Below are 15998 nucleotides of genomic sequence, written 5' to 3' on the forward strand. Positions count from 1 at the left end.
CTCTGAAAGCTGTTGAATTATCCCGGGCACTTCCGTTGTTGGAAGCTCTTCAACTCCTATTTCAAAAAGGAATTCACTCATTTTTACCACCCTCCGCTTCAACAAATACCTTTGCACATTTACTTGCCATGGCTCTTATGTCTCTTATAAACGTTTGCCTCTGTGCGACACTTATTGCATTTCGTGCATCAAGCAAGTTGAATGTATGCGAACACTTAAGCAACTGTTCATACGCAGGGAAAAGCAAACCTCTTTCCATTAATCTCTCAAACTCTTTTCTGTATATATCGTAAAGTGTAAAGAGTGCATCCGTGTTGGCTTCTTCAAAGTTGTAGATAGAAAACTGTCTTTCGTTTTCTTTGAAAAGTTCGCCGTATCTAACATCTTTGTTCCCCATTACATCATATACGTTATCTACACCCTGCAGATACATTGCTATTCTTTCCACACCGTATGTTATTTCCAAAGGAATTTCCGATAGCGAAACGCCCCCAACTTGTTGAAAGTATGTAAACTGAGTAATCTCCATTCCATCCAGCCACACTTCCCACCCTAATCCCCAGGCTCCCAAAGTGGGTGATTCCCAATTGTCCTCAACGAAGCGGATATCATGTTCTTTGGGATCAATCCCCAGGTCAAAAAGGCTTCGCAAATAGAGTTCCTGAATGTCAGAAGGAGAGGGCTTGATAATCACCTGGAATTGATAATGCTCATAGAGCCGGTTAGGGTTTTCACCATATCGCCCATCAGTAGGACGACGCGATGGTTCACAGTATGCCACTCGCCATGGCTCGGGACCCAGAACTCGCAGAAATGTCGCTGGATTCATAGTCCCCGCCCCAACTTCGATATCATACGGTTGCACGAGCACACAACCCTGCCGTTTCCAGTAATCACTTAAGGTTGCAATAATGTCCTGAAAAAACACGCGTCTACCCCCAGAAAACACATCGAAGATACACTATATCAACCCGAAAAGCTCCTGTCAACTCACCGGAATCAAAGAAATCGTGTTCTCCATCCTTTCATTGCAAGCGGGTGCATGCCTTGGCTACCCATACACCCGCCAAAAAATTTATTTACTCTTTTTGTTTTCTTTCGGACGATATTTTCCATAGCTACCAGCGAATATTTTGCCCCGTTTGGTCCGTCGATCTCCTTTTCCCATTTTTTTTGCCCCCTTTCTTTTCAGAGTCAATGCCAATCAAAAAAATTGTATCAATACAGGTCAAGGGTTTTACGTCACCCACCTCAAAAAATGCCATAGAGGGAGAACTTTTTTTTCCAGATGGTGCGAGAGGTACAACGACAGCAGTGCATCAACATCCTGGAATTGTTCCATGGTAAGATGAAGCTTCAGGGTTTCATCAAGAGAAGAGCGAAAGAGATATTCGAGAACTTTCCCCGAGAGTGGAGAAAGGAAAAGGGTATCGTCCTTTTCTTGGTTACAAAAACGGCAAATCCTTCCACCCTCAGAGAGAACCAAAAAACTCTCTTCCCGACCAAAACTTTTTCCACAACGTGCACATACTGTAAGCCGAGGCACAATACCAGAGAAACGCAAAAGCATTACCCGAAAGCGCAAGGTTAAAAGATAGCACCTGGTGTCTGTTCCTTGTAACCGCAACATCGCTTGCCACAAATCCAAGAGCTCTTCAAGAACGGGCTCTTCCGGTTTTTCAAACTCAAACACCTTATCAAGGATATAGAGCAAATATTCACCACTAATCCACGTTCCTCTTTCCCCGAACAGGTTTCGAAAAGAATGCTGGATCTTGGCCTGCACAAGATTGGTCATTCCCGAAGCAGTATAGAAGAAAAACTCACAAAAATTAAAAAGGTCGAGAGCTGCGCCAAAGCGATTCCCGAGTTTACGAGCCCCTTTAGCGATAGCCTGAAACTTCCCTCGTCGTCGAGTAAAAAGGGTGAGGATGAAATCCATTTCTCCAAATTCGATTCGTTTGACAATAATTCCTTCATCCCGAGCGTAACGGCTGGTCGCACTCACTGGATTCGGTATCCCCACCTCCGTAGGATGTTTTCCCGCTTCCTCCAGTTTTTTTCCACCTTCACCCAGAGGTCGAGAAAAACCTTTCGCCCCCACTGGGTTTCAATTTCTTCCCGAGCACTCTGTCCAATCTTTTTGAGCATTTTTCCACCTTCCCCAATGATAATGCCTTTGTGGGATTCTTTTTCCACGTATATGGTAGCCCGGATATAGAGCACCGCTTTTTTCTCCTTAAACTCTTCCATCCGAACTTCCACCCCATAGGGCACCTCTTCAAAGGTGGACCAAAAAACCTTTTCTCGAATAACTTCGGCTACAACATCACGCTCAAAACTATCCGAGATCATGTCATAATCGTAGTATGCAGGTCCTTCGGGAAGATATGGAATGATCTTTTCAATGAATTCAGGAATCCCTTCGCCGGTTAAAGACGAAACAGACGTTTTTTCCCGGAAAGGAAAGCTCCCCTCAAAGCTCTGAATAAGTTCCTCGACCCTCTTTTCAGAAACCAGATCTTTTTTATTCACCAGAAGGAACACTGGCTTGGGAAAACCCTCGAGAAGCGAAAGGTACTGGGCGTCTTTCCCAGTATCCACAAAGGGGTCAATCAGGTAACAGAGAAGATCAAGACCAACCAAAGAGGATCTAACTTCCTCCAGCATAAATTTGCCCAGCTCATCCTGGGGAACATGAAGCCCCGGGGTATCAATAAAAACAACCTGCGCATTACCTCGATGGAGAATCCCCTTGAGCCGTTTTCGGGTCGTCTGGGGTTTAGGCGAAACAATGGCCACCTTCTGCCCCAAAATCCGGTTCAGCAATGTGGATTTTCCAACGTTTGGTTGACCCCAGAGACCCACAAAGCCTGATTTAAAACTCATGGCATTCCCCCTCCGTGAAGGCGGAAACCGTACGGTAAGAGTTCATCGAGGTGAAACACCTGAAAATCGAGCGATGATGTAGCACTGATAATTTCAAGAGCAGGAGCAAACTCAAAAAGGACCTGCCGGCAAGCGCCACAGGGAAGACAAAAGGTAGACGCATCAGAAACAATGGCGATTTTCTGAAAATGTTGCGCTCCACTACTCACCGCTTTGACCAGCGCCACTCGCTCCGCACAGATGGTGAGCCCAAACGAGGAATTTTCCACGTTACAGCCGGTAAAAATCTTTCCACCATCCCCAAGCAGTGCAGCACCCACCCCAAAATGGGAATATGGAGCATACGCATACGCTTTTGCTTCCCATGCCTTTTTGACCAGACTTTTCCGCAATTGCCACTCTCTCGTAAGATTGAGGAGTTCTTGGGCTCTTTTCGCCATCTCTTTGCTCTCTTCTTCCGTACTATCCTGATACCCCAGGAGGTGCAGTAAACCATGAATAAAAAGTAGAAGAATCTCCTCTCCCACCCTGTATCCCTGTTCCTGCGCCTGCTCAAAGGCTACGGGAACACAGATAAGAATTTCTCCCCATATTTTATCCCCCTCTTTCTCTCCATAAGGAAAAGCAACCACATCGGTATCAACATCCTGATGGAAAAATTGCCTCTTGATCGCTCGTATCTCTTCTTTATCCAAAAAACCAACACTCAAGATACCTTCTGGAGAAACGTTTTCACTCTGAAAAACCAGCATCGCCACATCCTGAAGCGTCTGTCGACTCACTCTGACTCTTTTTTTCACTTTATCGATCAATTCGATGCGTAACATCCTTCTTCCGGCCATTTTTGGTCTCCTCAATTTCCGGATACGCAATCCGAGTATGAAACAATCCGTTAATAAGCACGGTAAACTTCTGAGCAACACGGTGCAGGTCTTGCAGGGTTAAAGAAGACTCGTTAAGCTGCCCATCGCGTAAATACGTATCGATAATCCCATTAACCATGGTCTCAATACGCTTTGGAGAAGGGTTATCAATACAACGCACCGCTGCCTCAATACTATCAGCTAAAAAAACCAGGACTTCTTCTTTGGTGTGTGGCAACGGACCGCCATACCTGAATTCCACTTCTTCAACGGTTTTTTCTCCCCTCCCCAGAGCCTTATTATAGAAATACCGAATCAAGCTTTTTCCATGGTGGCGGCGAATAATTTCCCGAACTTCCAATGGCAATCGGTACTGGATAGCAAGGTCTAAACCATCTTTGACATGTTTTTGAATCACCAGGGCACTCAAAGTAGGAGAAAGGCGATCGTGGACGTTATTCCCCGGTAGCTGATTTTCAACAAAAAAATATGGTCTTTTCAATTTCCCAATATCATGGTAGTATGCCCCTACCCTTACAAGAAGAGGATTGGCTCCAATCTCCTCTGAAGCAGCTTCGGCAAGGTTTGCTACCATCAAGCTATGGCTATAGGTTCCAGGCGCTTCCATGAGTAACCGCTGTAAGAGCGGATACGTCGGATTTAAAAATTCCACCAAATGAATGTCTGAGGTAAAACGCAAGGTACTCTCAAAAAAGGAGATACCCCCCAGCGCAACGATTGCTCCAAGAATCCCTCCTCCAAACCCATACAGCGCGTTACCCATCGTGTCAACCGAAGTCGCTCCACTCTGAAGACTAAAAAATACGTTCAAGACCAGATTTACGAGGGCGACTTCAAAGCCCACTTGTACCAGGTCTTTCCTTTTTAAGCTCTTTCCCAAAATGAAAATGGGCAACAGCAAATTAAAGTAAAGGTACACAACCTGGAAAAAATCGGCACGCATACCCCAGACAAAAAGGGGGAAAATAACCAGCGACTCACCCAGTGTAAAACTCCGACCGAGAAGTGCAAAAAGAACCAAAGGAATCGCACTCAGAATCACCAAACGGTCTGAAAAACGAAACAAAGCACTATTTAAAGTCAACGTACCCGCAACCACGACAATGCGAAGGAGTAAAAAAGCATTACGCTCCAAAAAAGTGGGATCGAAGCGTTTCAGGTAATAATACTCCACACTCAAACATCCTCCGATGAGGAGAACGAGTGTGAGCAGGCGTACCCAGAAATGTTCACTCCGTAAAAGTCCCAGAATCTCAAGAGTCTTTACCTCGCTGGCCGTGACCATCCTTCCCCGGGACACAATCACCGTCCCCCGGGGAATCGTACGCAAAACCGGCTTGACTGATTGCAAAGCTTCCAAACGTTTTTTCTGAGTTGCTTCGGAATCGACGATCGCATTCGGCCTTAAAAAACGATACAAAAGAAAACTTACCACCCGGCTTGCCTCAGCGGAAAGATGCATCGCATCCAGCTCTGCGTTCATTTCCAAAATGGTTTCCCCTAAACCTTCCTGTCGGATCGGCTGGAAAAGATACCGTACAAGGAGCCCCAAAAAGGTATTTTTCACCTCCTGATATTCTTCTTCGCGAGCGTAGACCAGTTGCTCAAAAGTACCCCGCGTAATTTTCCATTTTCCGCAGAAAACATCCTGGGCTTGCGGGGAAACCAGCAGCGTTCCGCTCCGGAACTCCTCGATGGCTACGAAAAATTCGTTCACCTCTTTTTTGAGACTCTCATTGATACTCTCATCCACGCGGTATTCTGGTGCCAGACTTGACAGAACCTGCCTCTTCAATTCCTCAGTTTTTTCTGCATCCACGATTTCTATCGTTTTACTGGCCACAATATCAAAATTGGCGACTTCTCCCTCCTGAATGCGAAACTCCTGGGGGGTATAAAAAAACCAGAAAATGAAAAACAGAGCAATCCCGTAAAGAGGGAAATTAAGGGTCCGAAAGGAGAAAAAAGCAAGTCTACTTTTGACGATTTTTTTCAAATCTTTCATAAGCCAGAATAATTTCCTGAACTAAATGATGGCGCACAACATCCTTCTCGCTCAGGTAAACAAACTCGATCCCAGAAATGTCTTTGAGGATTTCCTGCACCACGATAAGGCCGGACCGCTTCCCGGCGGGTAAGTCCACCTGGGTAATATCCCCAGTCACCACCACCTTCGAACCAAAACCCATTCTGGTTAAAAACATCTTCATCTGTTCAGGAGTGGTATTCTGAGCCTCATCAAGCACGATAAATGAATCGTTGAGGGTCCTTCCTCTCATATAGGCCAATGGTGCAACTTCGATAACACCCTTTTCACTGTACTTCTGAAATCGTTCCGGGGAAAGCATTTCATAAAGGGCATCATACAGAGGACGCAAATAGGGTTCAATCTTCTCCTTTAAATCCCCCGGTAAATAACCCAAACTTTCTCCCGCTTCCACCGCCGGTCTTACCAGCACAATCCGGTTCACTTCTTTTTTCTGCAAAGCGTTACAGGCCATCGCCATAGCCAAATACGTTTTACCGGTCCCTGCCGGACCAATGCAAAAAACGATTTCTCGCTCTTTTATAGCCCGAACATACCGGAGTTGCCCCAGGGTTTTGGCTCGGATGACCTTGTGTGAAGCGGTGACAAAAATGGTCTCTTCCAAAGCACTTTTCCACCATGCTTTCCGGTTCTCTTTAAAACTCAAAGCCATTTTTCGCAGGTCTTCAGGGGTTATAGCTGTTTCTTCCTGAAAAAAAGAAGTCAATTCTTCTAAAAACGAACAGGCTACCGGAAGAAGTTCTGGCTTCTTCTGGCTTCTTATAACCAGCGCATCTCCTTCTGTATGAACTTCGATTTCAAAGACTTCTTCTAAAATCCTGATATTGGCATCGAGTTGTCCAAAAAACTTTTGGGTTTCTTGAACACTTCTGAGAGGAAGACGAAACTCACAATCCCTTAGGGTAGCCTCTGCAGACAAGTTTTGTAATCACCTCATATTCATTTCCTGTCTCACTATTGCAGAAACCACCTGGCCTTCGGCTCTACCCTGAACGCGCACCATAACCTCTTTCATGACCGTCCCAAAAGAAGCATCCGCGGGACATGAACGAAGCACCTCGCGAACGATATGAATGATTTCTTCTCGAGAAAGCTGAGAAGGAAGGAATTCCCGCAATACTTCGATCTCCCGATGAGCTCTCTCCAGAAGCTCTGGTCTCCCCCCTTTTTCAAAGTAGACGATGCTTTCCTCCCGCTTCTTAATACCTCGACGAATCAGCACGGTAATTTCATCGTCCGTCAAAGAAGCCCGTTTCTCAATTTCTGCATTTTTGATCTCAGCTAAAATAAGCCGTACTGTATCAAGCCGAATCTGGTCTTTCGCTCGAAGAGCACCTTTCATGGCTTCAAGAAGACGCTCTTTGAGAAAAGAACCATTTTCAGTCATCTTCTCTTTTTCCTCCGTGCAGCCTGAGCCCGTTTACGCTTCTTCTCGCTCGGCTTTTCGTAGTGTTCTCTCCGTTTCATCTCCGAAATAATCCCATTACGCTGGCACTTCCTCTTAAAACGCTTCAATGCTTCATCAATACTCTCTCCTTGGCCAACCCGAACCTCGGTCACCCTTATTCCTCCCTCAATCAAAAGTAAGAACATTATAGAAAATTCAAGGAACCCTGTCAATTGATGGCAAGAGCCGATCACCTCAGGAACACCCAGAAAGACCTGCAAACCCAAAGTGTTGCTACCCCCTTTCTCGTTGCGCCCCACGAATTCATCCTTTAAAGACCTTGCCGCACGGTGCTAAAATAGACTGTGGCCCAATTCAAACCACAGAGTCCTCCTCTACCACTTGTCTCTAGCACCTCCTGACGTCCTCGGGCCACAAAAAAGTAGATCCCCCAGACGAGATCGACACCGTACAGGAACTACCGTGCGAAAGCCAGGCATGATTCGTTTTCTACCAGCGCGGATAAATGCAGGGAAAACCAGAAACGCAATTCGCCAAGCTCGCAAAGTAACCAGAATTGACTCCATTTCCCATACTGCTCGAATGGGAAAAGCGGAGGAATGAAACATCAAGCCAGGCCGAACGCAATCTGCAGACTTTTAACCTCACCGCTCGCGTTCACTGATGTCAATAGAGAAAATATTCACCAAAGGATTATGAAGACCTGAAAAAAGTTGACCCATCGAAAGCAGTTAAACTCGCTCGAATTCAGGAAATAGTTAAGATATTTTTACCGAGGTACACACCCCAGAGAACAAACGATGTATTTCCGTTGTCGGGAAAAACTGCGTCCACTGCGTTCACCAGCTCGGGGATTTTCGCCGGAGGCAGTTTTTCCGCGTAAAGCAAAATATCAGGTATTTGATCATCCTGATATCTTTTCTCCTCCAAAAAACGTTTAACCTTTTCATACGCCTCTTCCGAGGGATAGTAAAGAACTAAAGTGACTGGGTCTTCGGCGGTAAAATGTTCAACAAACCAGCATACATTTTTCGGATTCCATGAGGAAAGATACTTTCTTTCTCTTGCTCCATCAAGGGGAAGTGGTGCAAACCTCAGCGGCACAAAGTGTTTTTCCTTCTGAAACGGTTGCCGTAAGAGGTCAAGCGGGGTATACCCCTTTTCCATAGGCAGGTTTTCAGGAAGATTCCATTTTTTCTTAAACAAAGCCCAGTTGTGCTTCATAAGCGCCTGGTAATCAACGTGTTCACTCCGAAAGGTCTTACTTCCAAAGTGGTGGATAAATACATCGTGGGCAATTTTTATGGTAAATCCAGCAAGCTGCAACCGTAAACAAAAGTCGTCGTCTTCAAAATTACCTGTTCCAAAGATGGGATCAAAACCTCCGATCTTTTCAATTACAGCTCTCTTGACCAGCATACAGAAACCGATGACCCTGGAAACAACGTCCCGTTTTCTGGCGTGCTCCACGCTCCAGGCTCGCGCAAACTCCTGCATCGCTTCCATGTCTTCTCCATAGGGCACGTTAGGAACCAGCTGCTGTCCAACAACATAGTTAGACCGTGGCCCCACAGCACCGACTTTCTCATCTTCTCTCGCACAAGCTACGAGTCTGGCCAACCACCCTTCGGTCACCACCACGTCGTTATTGAGGAAAACAACGAAGTCACCCCTTGCTTCCTGTAGACCCCGGTTATTCCCCAGAGCAAAACCGAGGTTATATCCGTTCTCGACGAGTCTCACATCAGGTTGCTCTTGCAGGTATTCGACAGTCCCATCCGTTGAACCGTTATCCACTACGATGATTTCATGAGGTTCGGGGGTATAACGACGAATGCTTTCGAGACACAGCTTGGTGTATGCAAGGTTGTTACGAGTGAGGAGGATGAGGGAAACGAGTCCCCAAGCAGCTTCTTTTTGTGCCAGTATGAGGTACTGGTAAATCGCGCTTTCCTCAGTAAAACCTTCTGCCGAAATACCCACGCTGCGGATGGCTCGAACGAATTCCTGAGGAATAGTCATATTTTGAATGGTTGTTCCCTGAAGGCTTTCCACCCGAAATCCCCTTCCGCGAAAGAGTTCCATCAACGAGCGACCTGTGAAAAAACGAAGGTGGCTCCGATCAAGGATTCCCGCCTCCTGGTAATTCCACTCTCCCTCAAGAAGACTCTGAATCACACTCCAGTGGCGTACATTGGGAACACTGGCAACAATATACCCTCCCTCCTTTAAAACACGCCTGGTCTCCTCCAGAGCCTTCCAGGGATCAACAAAGTGTTCCAAAACATCAGCGAAAATCACACAATCAAAGTATGCTTCTGGAAGCTCCGTTACCAACTCCTCGTAATTCCCCACCAAAACCCGGTCAAGCTTTTTTTCCGCCTCTGCAGCCACCTGAAAATTGATTTCCACTCCCCATACTTCACATTGGCGTTCCTCTTTCAGCATACCCCCCAAGTTTCCCTCACCACAACCCACATCGAGAATCCGCTGACACCCATGGGGAATGAGAGCGCGAACTTCTGGTCGAGAGAAAGCGTAATAGGAGCTCGTTTTCTCACAAGCGACCGATCGACTCTCCGGAACCTTTGTAAAGAAATTCGGTACACTCCATCGCTCTTTCCATGCTTTAATTTTCTTTTCAAAGTGCTGACGGTCTCTCTCAGGAAGTTCTCCCTTGCACCCCACACCAACCACCGTATGGGGAAACTGTGGATGACCAACCCATTCTACCAACCGATAGGGAAACTTTTGCAGCAAACTCCAAAAAGCTTCTGGTGTAAAGCGCCAGTAATCAAAAGGGTAGTCGTGGATGGGAAAGTTCATCACTGAACTCATCACCACAAAACCACCCGGCCGGAGAATGCGATAGACTTCATCCATCGCTTTCCAGGGGAACTCAACATGCTCCAGAGTATCCACCATAAGCACTGTTCCCGCGACCGCGTCGGGAAGGTCAATATGATGAAGATTCAAAATTATATCTACACCTGGTCCGGGACGCATGTCACAACCGATATATCTTTTGCCAGAAAAGAAGGGACGTAAATCAGCAAATCCCTCTTGTCCCGGAACCTGCAGAGAACCAAATTCGTAAACCGGCTCAGGACACGGTAACACTTCGGCCACTACCTGAACGAACTGTCGAATAATTTCACGCACCGTTTCATCCCACCTCAAATCATCGCTCACCATTCCCAAGATGAACTATTATGCCAAACACGTCTCGCAAAAAATCCCCGCCCAAAGCTCTTTAGCCTATTAATTAGGGATAATAGCAATGGTGAGTACTGTCGAATGAGTAATCGATAAAAACACCGACAGAGCCATCCCCTATGCTTTAGAAAAAAGTCGAAAATCGAACTACAAAACCATAAAAACGCGCAACAGGAATTCGTGCCCGAACGTGCAAGTCAATTCTAGAGGACCCCGCTACATACACTATATAGAGGTTTGGAGGACTCTATTCCCCAGGGCATACCCGAAAGATAGACCTTCACAAGCGAACGTAGCAAGGTTAATGCGACGGCAACTGATTCATGTCCTGAGTACGGGAAACGAAGTAAAAACCAGAAGCCCTCTTTTTTCGAGAAAATTGAACAACTTCGTAAACCATCAAACCAAAGTGGTTACCTCTTGAAGGACAGACTGAGCTTCCTGGGAACGGCCCTGAAGGGTATAAAGGTAAAAGAGTAAGGACCTAGCTTCAGCATGAAGGGAGTCTTTCTGGAGGACCTCTCTCCAGAGAGTTTCAGCATGAAGATACTGACCACCCTGAAAGTAAGCTAGAGCAAGGTTATGAAGGACATTAGGGTCATCGGGCAAAAGGTTTCGCAGTTTTTCCCCATAGTTGATGGCTTTTTCAATTTGACCACACTCGATAGCCGAGCGGGTCAAACGTTCGTAGAGGACTTCGTCGGTGAAGGAAAAACGGACCAGATTCGTTTTCGCCTTACCGGCTTCAAGGGTCAAGATACCCTCCAGAAACTCCAGTGCCTTGGAATACAAACCCTGGATAAAGTAGAGATTCCCTAGAGCAAAGAGGGCATCGGGAAGATACGGGTCGTACTGCCGTACCTTTTCGTAGATGCGCTCGGCAATAGAGAATCGCTTTTCATCGGCAAAAACATGGCCAAGATAGAGCAGTCCTTCAATGTAGCCAGGTCTCCCACGCCACCTGGGATTTCCCACCAGCCGGAGAAGGGCTCTTTTAGCCTCCTGATGGTCACGGAAAGTAACTAGTTTAGTCTTGGCGTAGTAGAGAACCGCTTGAACGTTTTCAGGCTCGGTACGGTAGAGTTCCTCGATGATGGGGAAGTTTCGCTCCACGGTTTTACGGGTCAAAGCGTCTGGATCAGTATAGCCAAAATGGTGGATGGGAATATTAACTCGGCCGATTGTACCCCCAAGAGTAACGATGGAATCCTCAACGGTTTCGTGGATACGCCCGGCAAAACGAATTTTCGGATGGCGGCGGAAAAAGCGGAGGGCAAAATTCACAACCCCCACTTCTTGCCTGCGGTTGTAGTTATAAATAGGAAGCTGAAAACCCATGGCATCGGTTTTATGAGCAACTTCCTTAAGCTTCAAGACACCCTCTTCATCCATGAATTCGTCAGCGTCAAGAACGAGAATCCATTCCCCACGAGCGTGCTTGAGGGATTCATTACGGGCTTTAGAAAAATCGTTCTCCCAGGGAAGGGAAAAGACCCGAGCACCAAGAGAAGAGGTTATCGTTTTTGTGGCATCTTGAGAACCGGTATCAACCACCACCACATCGTCAAAATAGTCCTTCATGCGGGCGAGGTGCTTTTGTAAGTTTTCGACCTCGTCACGGACGATCATACACAGGGAAAGGAAAGGAGAAACCGCTTTCACCTTTTTCCCGGTGAGTCGCGCCAAAACTTTGACGTTTTCCCGTACCGATGGTTCACGAGGAGTAAGCTGCAGGGCTTTCTCAAGGGCTTCCTGAGCTTCGTGGTAACGACCTTTCTTATACAGAGCAAACCCCAAGTTGTTCCAGGCTTCGGCAAAATGGGGATTTTCTGCCACAGCCTGTTGTAAGTATCGAATCGCCTCTTTGTAACGACCCTCCTTGAGGGCTATCACTCCAAGACCATGGAGAGCTTCTGGATGGGAAGGACTACCCTGTAAAACTCGCTGGAAAAGGGCTTTTGCTCTATCCAGCTGACCATCGAAAAAACACCGATGGCCCTCCTGAATCAGAGCTTGAATATCACGGTTTTCATTTCCACCGTAGTCAACAACCCGAAGCGGCATACCCATCACGTCTCCTTTATACGGGACTGATGAATTTATTTGCCAGATTATCCACCTGCATCAAAACCTCGGGAGGGAGGAAGATTTTCTTGAACCTTTTGTAAAAACGTTTGTTCTTTCCGCATGCTCACAATGGCCTCCTTTTCGGCGGCGATAGCCGTAGACAGACGAGCATTCATATCTTCGTTCAGCATGGCGATCTGGCGAAGCAAACCGAGCATTCTTTCCCGATCCTCTGGGGTAAGCGTCGCAAAGTCGATTTCCTGATCACACTGCTCAACCTCGCGGATGAGTTTCCCGCGTTCATCGAGGAGCAAAAGTAGCGTTTCGGAAACACCATCCTCCAACTCTTTTTGCATAGCCTGAGTGAGCTCCAAAATTTTTTCCAGTAATCCAATTTTCTTATCAACAGGATCTTCATCCATTGGTGGCACGCTCAAGCTGAACCCAGGCCTCGCGCAGACCCGAAAGGAGGCGACAGTTGGCTTCAATGACCTCTCCGTAATCTTCATCATTCAAAGCACTACATTGACCAATGATAAACCGATAGAGTTCAGAGAGATTCTGAGCAATTTCACCACCTTTCTCCAGGTCAAGAACACACAAAAGTTCCAGGATGATTTTTTCTGCCCGCAAAAGATAGGCTCGCGCTTCCTCTTTTTTCCCTTCAGAATGAGCCCGAGCACTAAGGCGAAAAAAACGTATCGCCCCATCATACAGGAGAACGATTAAGTGAACCGGCGACGCCGTATCAACATCATTGTGTTGATACGAACGGACAACGTTTACATAGGCATTCATGGCATTCACCCCTTATGAAGACGACGACTTCGCTTGATTGGTCAGCGCAGCCACCTGGTTCGCAAGCCATGTACTCTGGGACTTCATCGTAGAGAGGTACTTCTCAAGATTGGTAAATTGCCTCCAGAGGCGTTGCTCACGGATACGGAGCGACTGCTCTAAAGAAGCGATGCGTTTATCGAGGGTATCACTCATGGTGCGATACATGTTCTGCTCCACCCAGATGACACCGCTTCCGTAACGGGTTATATTTTGGATCGCTTCAGAAAAACTCCGCGCAATACCCCGGGTAAAGAGCTTTTCCACTTCGGAGAGATTTTGAGAAATCTTTTCCGATAGTGCCTGAGGATTTTCAACTTGCAACACACCGGTTTTGGTGAGGGTAATCCCCAGCATGGCCAGACTATTGACGGCTTTCTCAACACCACTTACTGGTGCAGTAATGATGCGTTCCAGCTGTGAACGAATGATGCTCAGATTAACGTTCCCCAGAAACGGTCCCTTTTTCCTGGTATCAGGGTCATAAAAAGTGTACTCTTTGACAAGCGATATCACATCGTTATAGCTTTCCACAAAGCGCCGAATCTGTTCTTCAAGGAGGCCTGTGTCTTCCTTGACCTCCACGGTCACCGGATTAGTGCTGGCACTAAGCAGATTCAAGGCCACTCCTGGAAGGAGATTTTGCACGGTATTGGAAGAGAATTCAAAAGAAAGAGGCGTAGAACCTCCCGAGGCCACCCCAAGAAGTACCCGAGCATTTTGCGGTGGCTGGATGGTGGAAAAACTCAGGGTTTCGCTTCCCCCGGTAAGGTTAACGGCTACGTTGACCTCTCCATCCTGCCCGGTAATCTGACTCAGGAGAACGAGGCGGTACTCGCCATTGGCACCCACCACCGTTGCCGAGACTGGTAAACCCGCGTTGTTGATCAAATCGCGGATTCCATTGAGAGAACCTTTCGAAGAAGACACGTTGATTACTTTTGGACTCCCAGACCCAACCTGGATGGTGATAGTTCCGCTGCCAAACACCTGAGCCGCTGGATCCGAAGTAACACCACTGGCTAATTGGTGAGCCAGGGCAATCTGTTCCACGGTAAGGGTATACCGACCCACTGGTGCTCCAGCCTGAGCGGAAGCGGTGAGGACGGTCTCATTTGAGGAAACCACCACTCGAGAACGGTACAGCGAGGAAGTTTTCAGATTATCGGCACTCAGTTTCAGCGTGGCAAGCTTCGTGGCCAAGTCTTGAAGGAGTGTAATTTTGGTCTGATACTCTTTTTTTTGCTCTTCCATTCGGGTTACTGGAAGGCGCTCCACCTCCATCAACTTGGCAATCACATCACCGGTTTGAATTCCAGAAACAAGTCCATCAATGGTGATTCCTGCCACCTACACCACCTCGTCCACAAAGAGTCCCGCCAGTTCCCGCAGGCGAGCCACCATATCAAGGAGCTTTTCAGGAGGGATTTGGCGGACAATTTCTCCCGTATCACGGTTAATGAGCGTTACCACAATGGCATGGGTAGGCTGATGAACCGAAAAACGCGCTTCGATAGAAAGCGCCTCCATCACGGTGTTCATCTGTTTCACAAGATGAACCAATTTTTCCTTCGAGAGCGCTCTTGTCTCCTTCTCGGAAAAATCCTCTCTGGGAAACGCTTCCACACTGCGTTCACCCGAAGTCAAATTCTCTGATACTCTTTTCTCCCCCTGAGAAGAAAGCTTCTCTAAAGGACCAGTTACTTTCTGGACATCCATGGTGCTCACTCCTTACCCGGTGGTGGGGGCAAAACACCCCCACCACGTATACCAGAAACCCTACCGCAAGAGCTGCAACACCATCTGCGGGATGGTGTTGGCTTGAGCCAGCATGGCCACACCAGCCTGCATAAGAATCTGAGCTCGGGTGAAGGCCATCATCTCTTCGGCCATATCCACATCCCGGATACGAGACTCAGCAGCAGCGATGTTCTCCTTGGCTACACCCAGGTTCGCAATGGTGTGCTCCAGGCGGTTCTGCAAAGCACCAAGAATAGCTCGCTGATCCGAGACCTGAGCAATGGCGTTGTCCAGGCGCACGATGGCGTCATTGGCTGTCGCGTTATCGATGAGGAGAATCGAATCGAGATTGAGTCCCATGGTGTCAATCCGGCCAATGGAAGCGTTCATGTCCTGTCTGGCGTTGGCTCCAATGTGGAAGATGAGCGAGGAGTTCGCTAAGTGCACGTAGGTTCTGGTCTGGGCTGGATCCGCCGAAAAATGCCAGGCCCTCACCGCAGGATTGGTGTTAAAGGTCACCTGAATGTCACTCATGGCATCAAAGATGACATCCAGGTTGGGATCCACAGCACCCACCAGACGATTACCGGAGATGTCGACCTGGTTCAACTGTTCGCCAGTGTGGGCATTGGTGATCGTCACCCTGAACTTACTGTCTTCAGCTTCCTGAATCACAGTGAGGCTCAGAGCATTGATGAACGCCTGGTCACCACTGAAGTAGAGTTTTCCCTCGTTACCTGGAACAGCCGTACGAATGACAAAGGTCCCGGCAACCGCTTCGGGAGAGTTAGCGTAGGGGGTGGTGACGTATTGGACAAACTTGTTACTGTAATCACCCACGTACTGCCCCTGGTTAAGTCCTTCAGCAATGGCCTTGTTGAGCTTATTCTGAACATCCCTTAAAGTATCG

General features: G+C 47.4%; 16 protein-coding genes. All 16 read right to left on the reverse strand.

The window, feature by feature from the left end; genetic code table 11:
* Positions 1 to 73 precede the first annotated feature (73 nt).
* Entirely contained in the window at positions 74 to 928 is an 855-nt protein-coding gene (locus ABDK92_09115; protein MEN3186767.1) for a glycine--tRNA ligase subunit alpha, read from the reverse strand.
* 147 nt (positions 929 to 1075) lie between these two features.
* Positions 1076 to 1168, reverse strand: a complete 93-nt coding sequence (locus tag ABDK92_09120; GenBank protein MEN3186768.1) for a 30S ribosomal protein THX — start codon at positions 1166 to 1168, stop codon at positions 1076 to 1078.
* Between the two features lie 69 nt (positions 1169 to 1237).
* Positions 1238 to 2008, reverse strand: coding sequence for a DNA repair protein RecO (recO, locus tag ABDK92_09125; GenBank protein MEN3186769.1), 771 nt, complete (start codon positions 2006 to 2008; stop codon positions 1238 to 1240).
* Positions 2005 to 2889 carry a GTPase Era gene (gene era, locus ABDK92_09130; protein MEN3186770.1) on the reverse strand — a complete coding sequence of 295 codons (885 nt, stop codon included), beginning with the start codon at positions 2887 to 2889 and terminating at the stop codon, positions 2005 to 2007. Before era ends, recO begins: the two co-directional genes overlap by 4 nt.
* Positions 2886 to 3731, reverse strand: coding sequence for a cytidine deaminase (gene cdd, locus ABDK92_09135; GenBank protein MEN3186771.1), 846 nt, complete (start codon positions 3729 to 3731; stop codon positions 2886 to 2888). Before cdd ends, era begins: the two co-directional genes overlap by 4 nt.
* A complete protein-coding gene (locus ABDK92_09140; GenBank protein MEN3186772.1) occupies positions 3691 to 5778 on the reverse strand; it encodes an HDIG domain-containing metalloprotein in 2088 nt (695 codons plus the stop codon). Before ABDK92_09140 ends, cdd begins: the two co-directional genes overlap by 41 nt.
* Complete coding sequence (locus ABDK92_09145; GenBank protein MEN3186773.1) at positions 5747 to 6739, reverse strand: PhoH family protein; 993 nt, start codon at positions 6737 to 6739, stop codon at positions 5747 to 5749. Before ABDK92_09145 ends, ABDK92_09140 begins: the two co-directional genes overlap by 32 nt.
* Before the next feature lie 9 nt (positions 6740 to 6748).
* Positions 6749 to 7207 (reverse strand): GatB/YqeY domain-containing protein, encoded by a 459-nt coding sequence (locus ABDK92_09150; protein ID MEN3186774.1) that lies wholly within the window; start codon positions 7205 to 7207, stop codon positions 6749 to 6751.
* Entirely contained in the window at positions 7204 to 7380 is a 177-nt protein-coding gene (rpsU, locus tag ABDK92_09155) for a 30S ribosomal protein S21 (protein MEN3186775.1), read from the reverse strand. The genes ABDK92_09150 and rpsU overlap by 4 nt, the downstream gene beginning before the upstream one ends.
* Before the next feature lie 595 nt (positions 7381 to 7975).
* The gene (locus ABDK92_09160) at positions 7976 to 10390 is read right to left on the reverse strand and encodes a methyltransferase domain-containing protein (protein ID MEN3186776.1); all 2415 of its coding nucleotides are present in this window, start codon (positions 10388 to 10390) and stop codon (positions 7976 to 7978) included.
* A 453-nt stretch (positions 10391 to 10843) separates the two neighbouring features.
* Positions 10844 to 12508 carry a tetratricopeptide repeat protein gene (locus ABDK92_09165; protein MEN3186777.1) on the reverse strand — a complete coding sequence of 555 codons (1665 nt, stop codon included), beginning with the start codon at positions 12506 to 12508 and terminating at the stop codon, positions 10844 to 10846.
* Between the two features lie 47 nt (positions 12509 to 12555).
* Complete coding sequence (locus ABDK92_09170) at positions 12556 to 12933, reverse strand: hypothetical protein (GenBank protein ID MEN3186778.1); 378 nt, start codon at positions 12931 to 12933, stop codon at positions 12556 to 12558.
* On the reverse strand, positions 12926 to 13309 hold the full coding sequence (gene fliS, locus ABDK92_09175) for a flagellar export chaperone FliS (protein ID MEN3186779.1): 384 nt from the start codon (positions 13307 to 13309) through the stop codon (positions 12926 to 12928). Before fliS ends, ABDK92_09170 begins: the two co-directional genes overlap by 8 nt.
* Positions 13310 to 13321: 12 nt before the next feature.
* Complete coding sequence (fliD, locus tag ABDK92_09180) at positions 13322 to 14698, reverse strand: flagellar filament capping protein FliD (protein ID MEN3186780.1); 1377 nt, start codon at positions 14696 to 14698, stop codon at positions 13322 to 13324.
* Positions 14699 to 15067 (reverse strand): flagellar protein FlaG, encoded by a 369-nt coding sequence (locus ABDK92_09185; GenBank protein MEN3186781.1) that lies wholly within the window; start codon positions 15065 to 15067, stop codon positions 14699 to 14701.
* A gap of 60 nt (positions 15068 to 15127) precedes the next feature.
* Positions 15128 to 15998: flagellin (locus ABDK92_09190; protein MEN3186782.1), on the reverse strand; the 871-nt coding region annotated here is incomplete at its 5' end.

The sequence above is a fragment of the Atribacterota bacterium genome (assembly GCA_039638595.1).
Classification (GTDB): Bacteria; Atribacterota; Atribacteria; order Atribacterales; family Caldatribacteriaceae; genus Profundicultor; species Profundicultor thermophilus.

Excerpts from the sequence above, each read along its gene's own strand:
- ABDK92_09120 (MEN3186768.1), bottom strand. The coding sequence starts at position 1,168 with ATGGGAAAAGGAGATCGACGGACCAAACGGGGCAAAATATTCGCTGGT.
- era (MEN3186770.1), bottom strand. The coding sequence starts at position 2,889 with ATGAGTTTTAAATCAGGCTTTGTGGGTCTCTGGGGTCAACCAAACGTT.
- cdd (MEN3186771.1), bottom strand. The coding sequence starts at position 3,731 with ATGGCCGGAAGAAGGATGTTACGCATCGAATTGATCGATAAAGTGAAA.
- ABDK92_09140 (MEN3186772.1), bottom strand. The coding sequence starts at position 5,778 with ATGAAAGATTTGAAAAAAATCGTCAAAAGTAGACTTGCTTTTTTCTCC.
- ABDK92_09150 (MEN3186774.1), bottom strand. The coding sequence starts at position 7,207 with ATGACTGAAAATGGTTCTTTTCTCAAAGAGCGTCTTCTTGAAGCCATG.
- ABDK92_09165 (MEN3186777.1), bottom strand. The coding sequence starts at position 12,508 with ATGCCGCTTCGGGTTGTTGACTACGGTGGAAATGAAAACCGTGATATT.
- ABDK92_09170 (MEN3186778.1), bottom strand. The coding sequence starts at position 12,933 with ATGGATGAAGATCCTGTTGATAAGAAAATTGGATTACTGGAAAAAATT.
- fliS (MEN3186779.1), bottom strand. The coding sequence starts at position 13,309 with ATGAATGCCTATGTAAACGTTGTCCGTTCGTATCAACACAATGATGTT.
- ABDK92_09185 (MEN3186781.1), bottom strand. The coding sequence starts at position 15,067 with ATGGATGTCCAGAAAGTAACTGGTCCTTTAGAGAAGCTTTCTTCTCAG.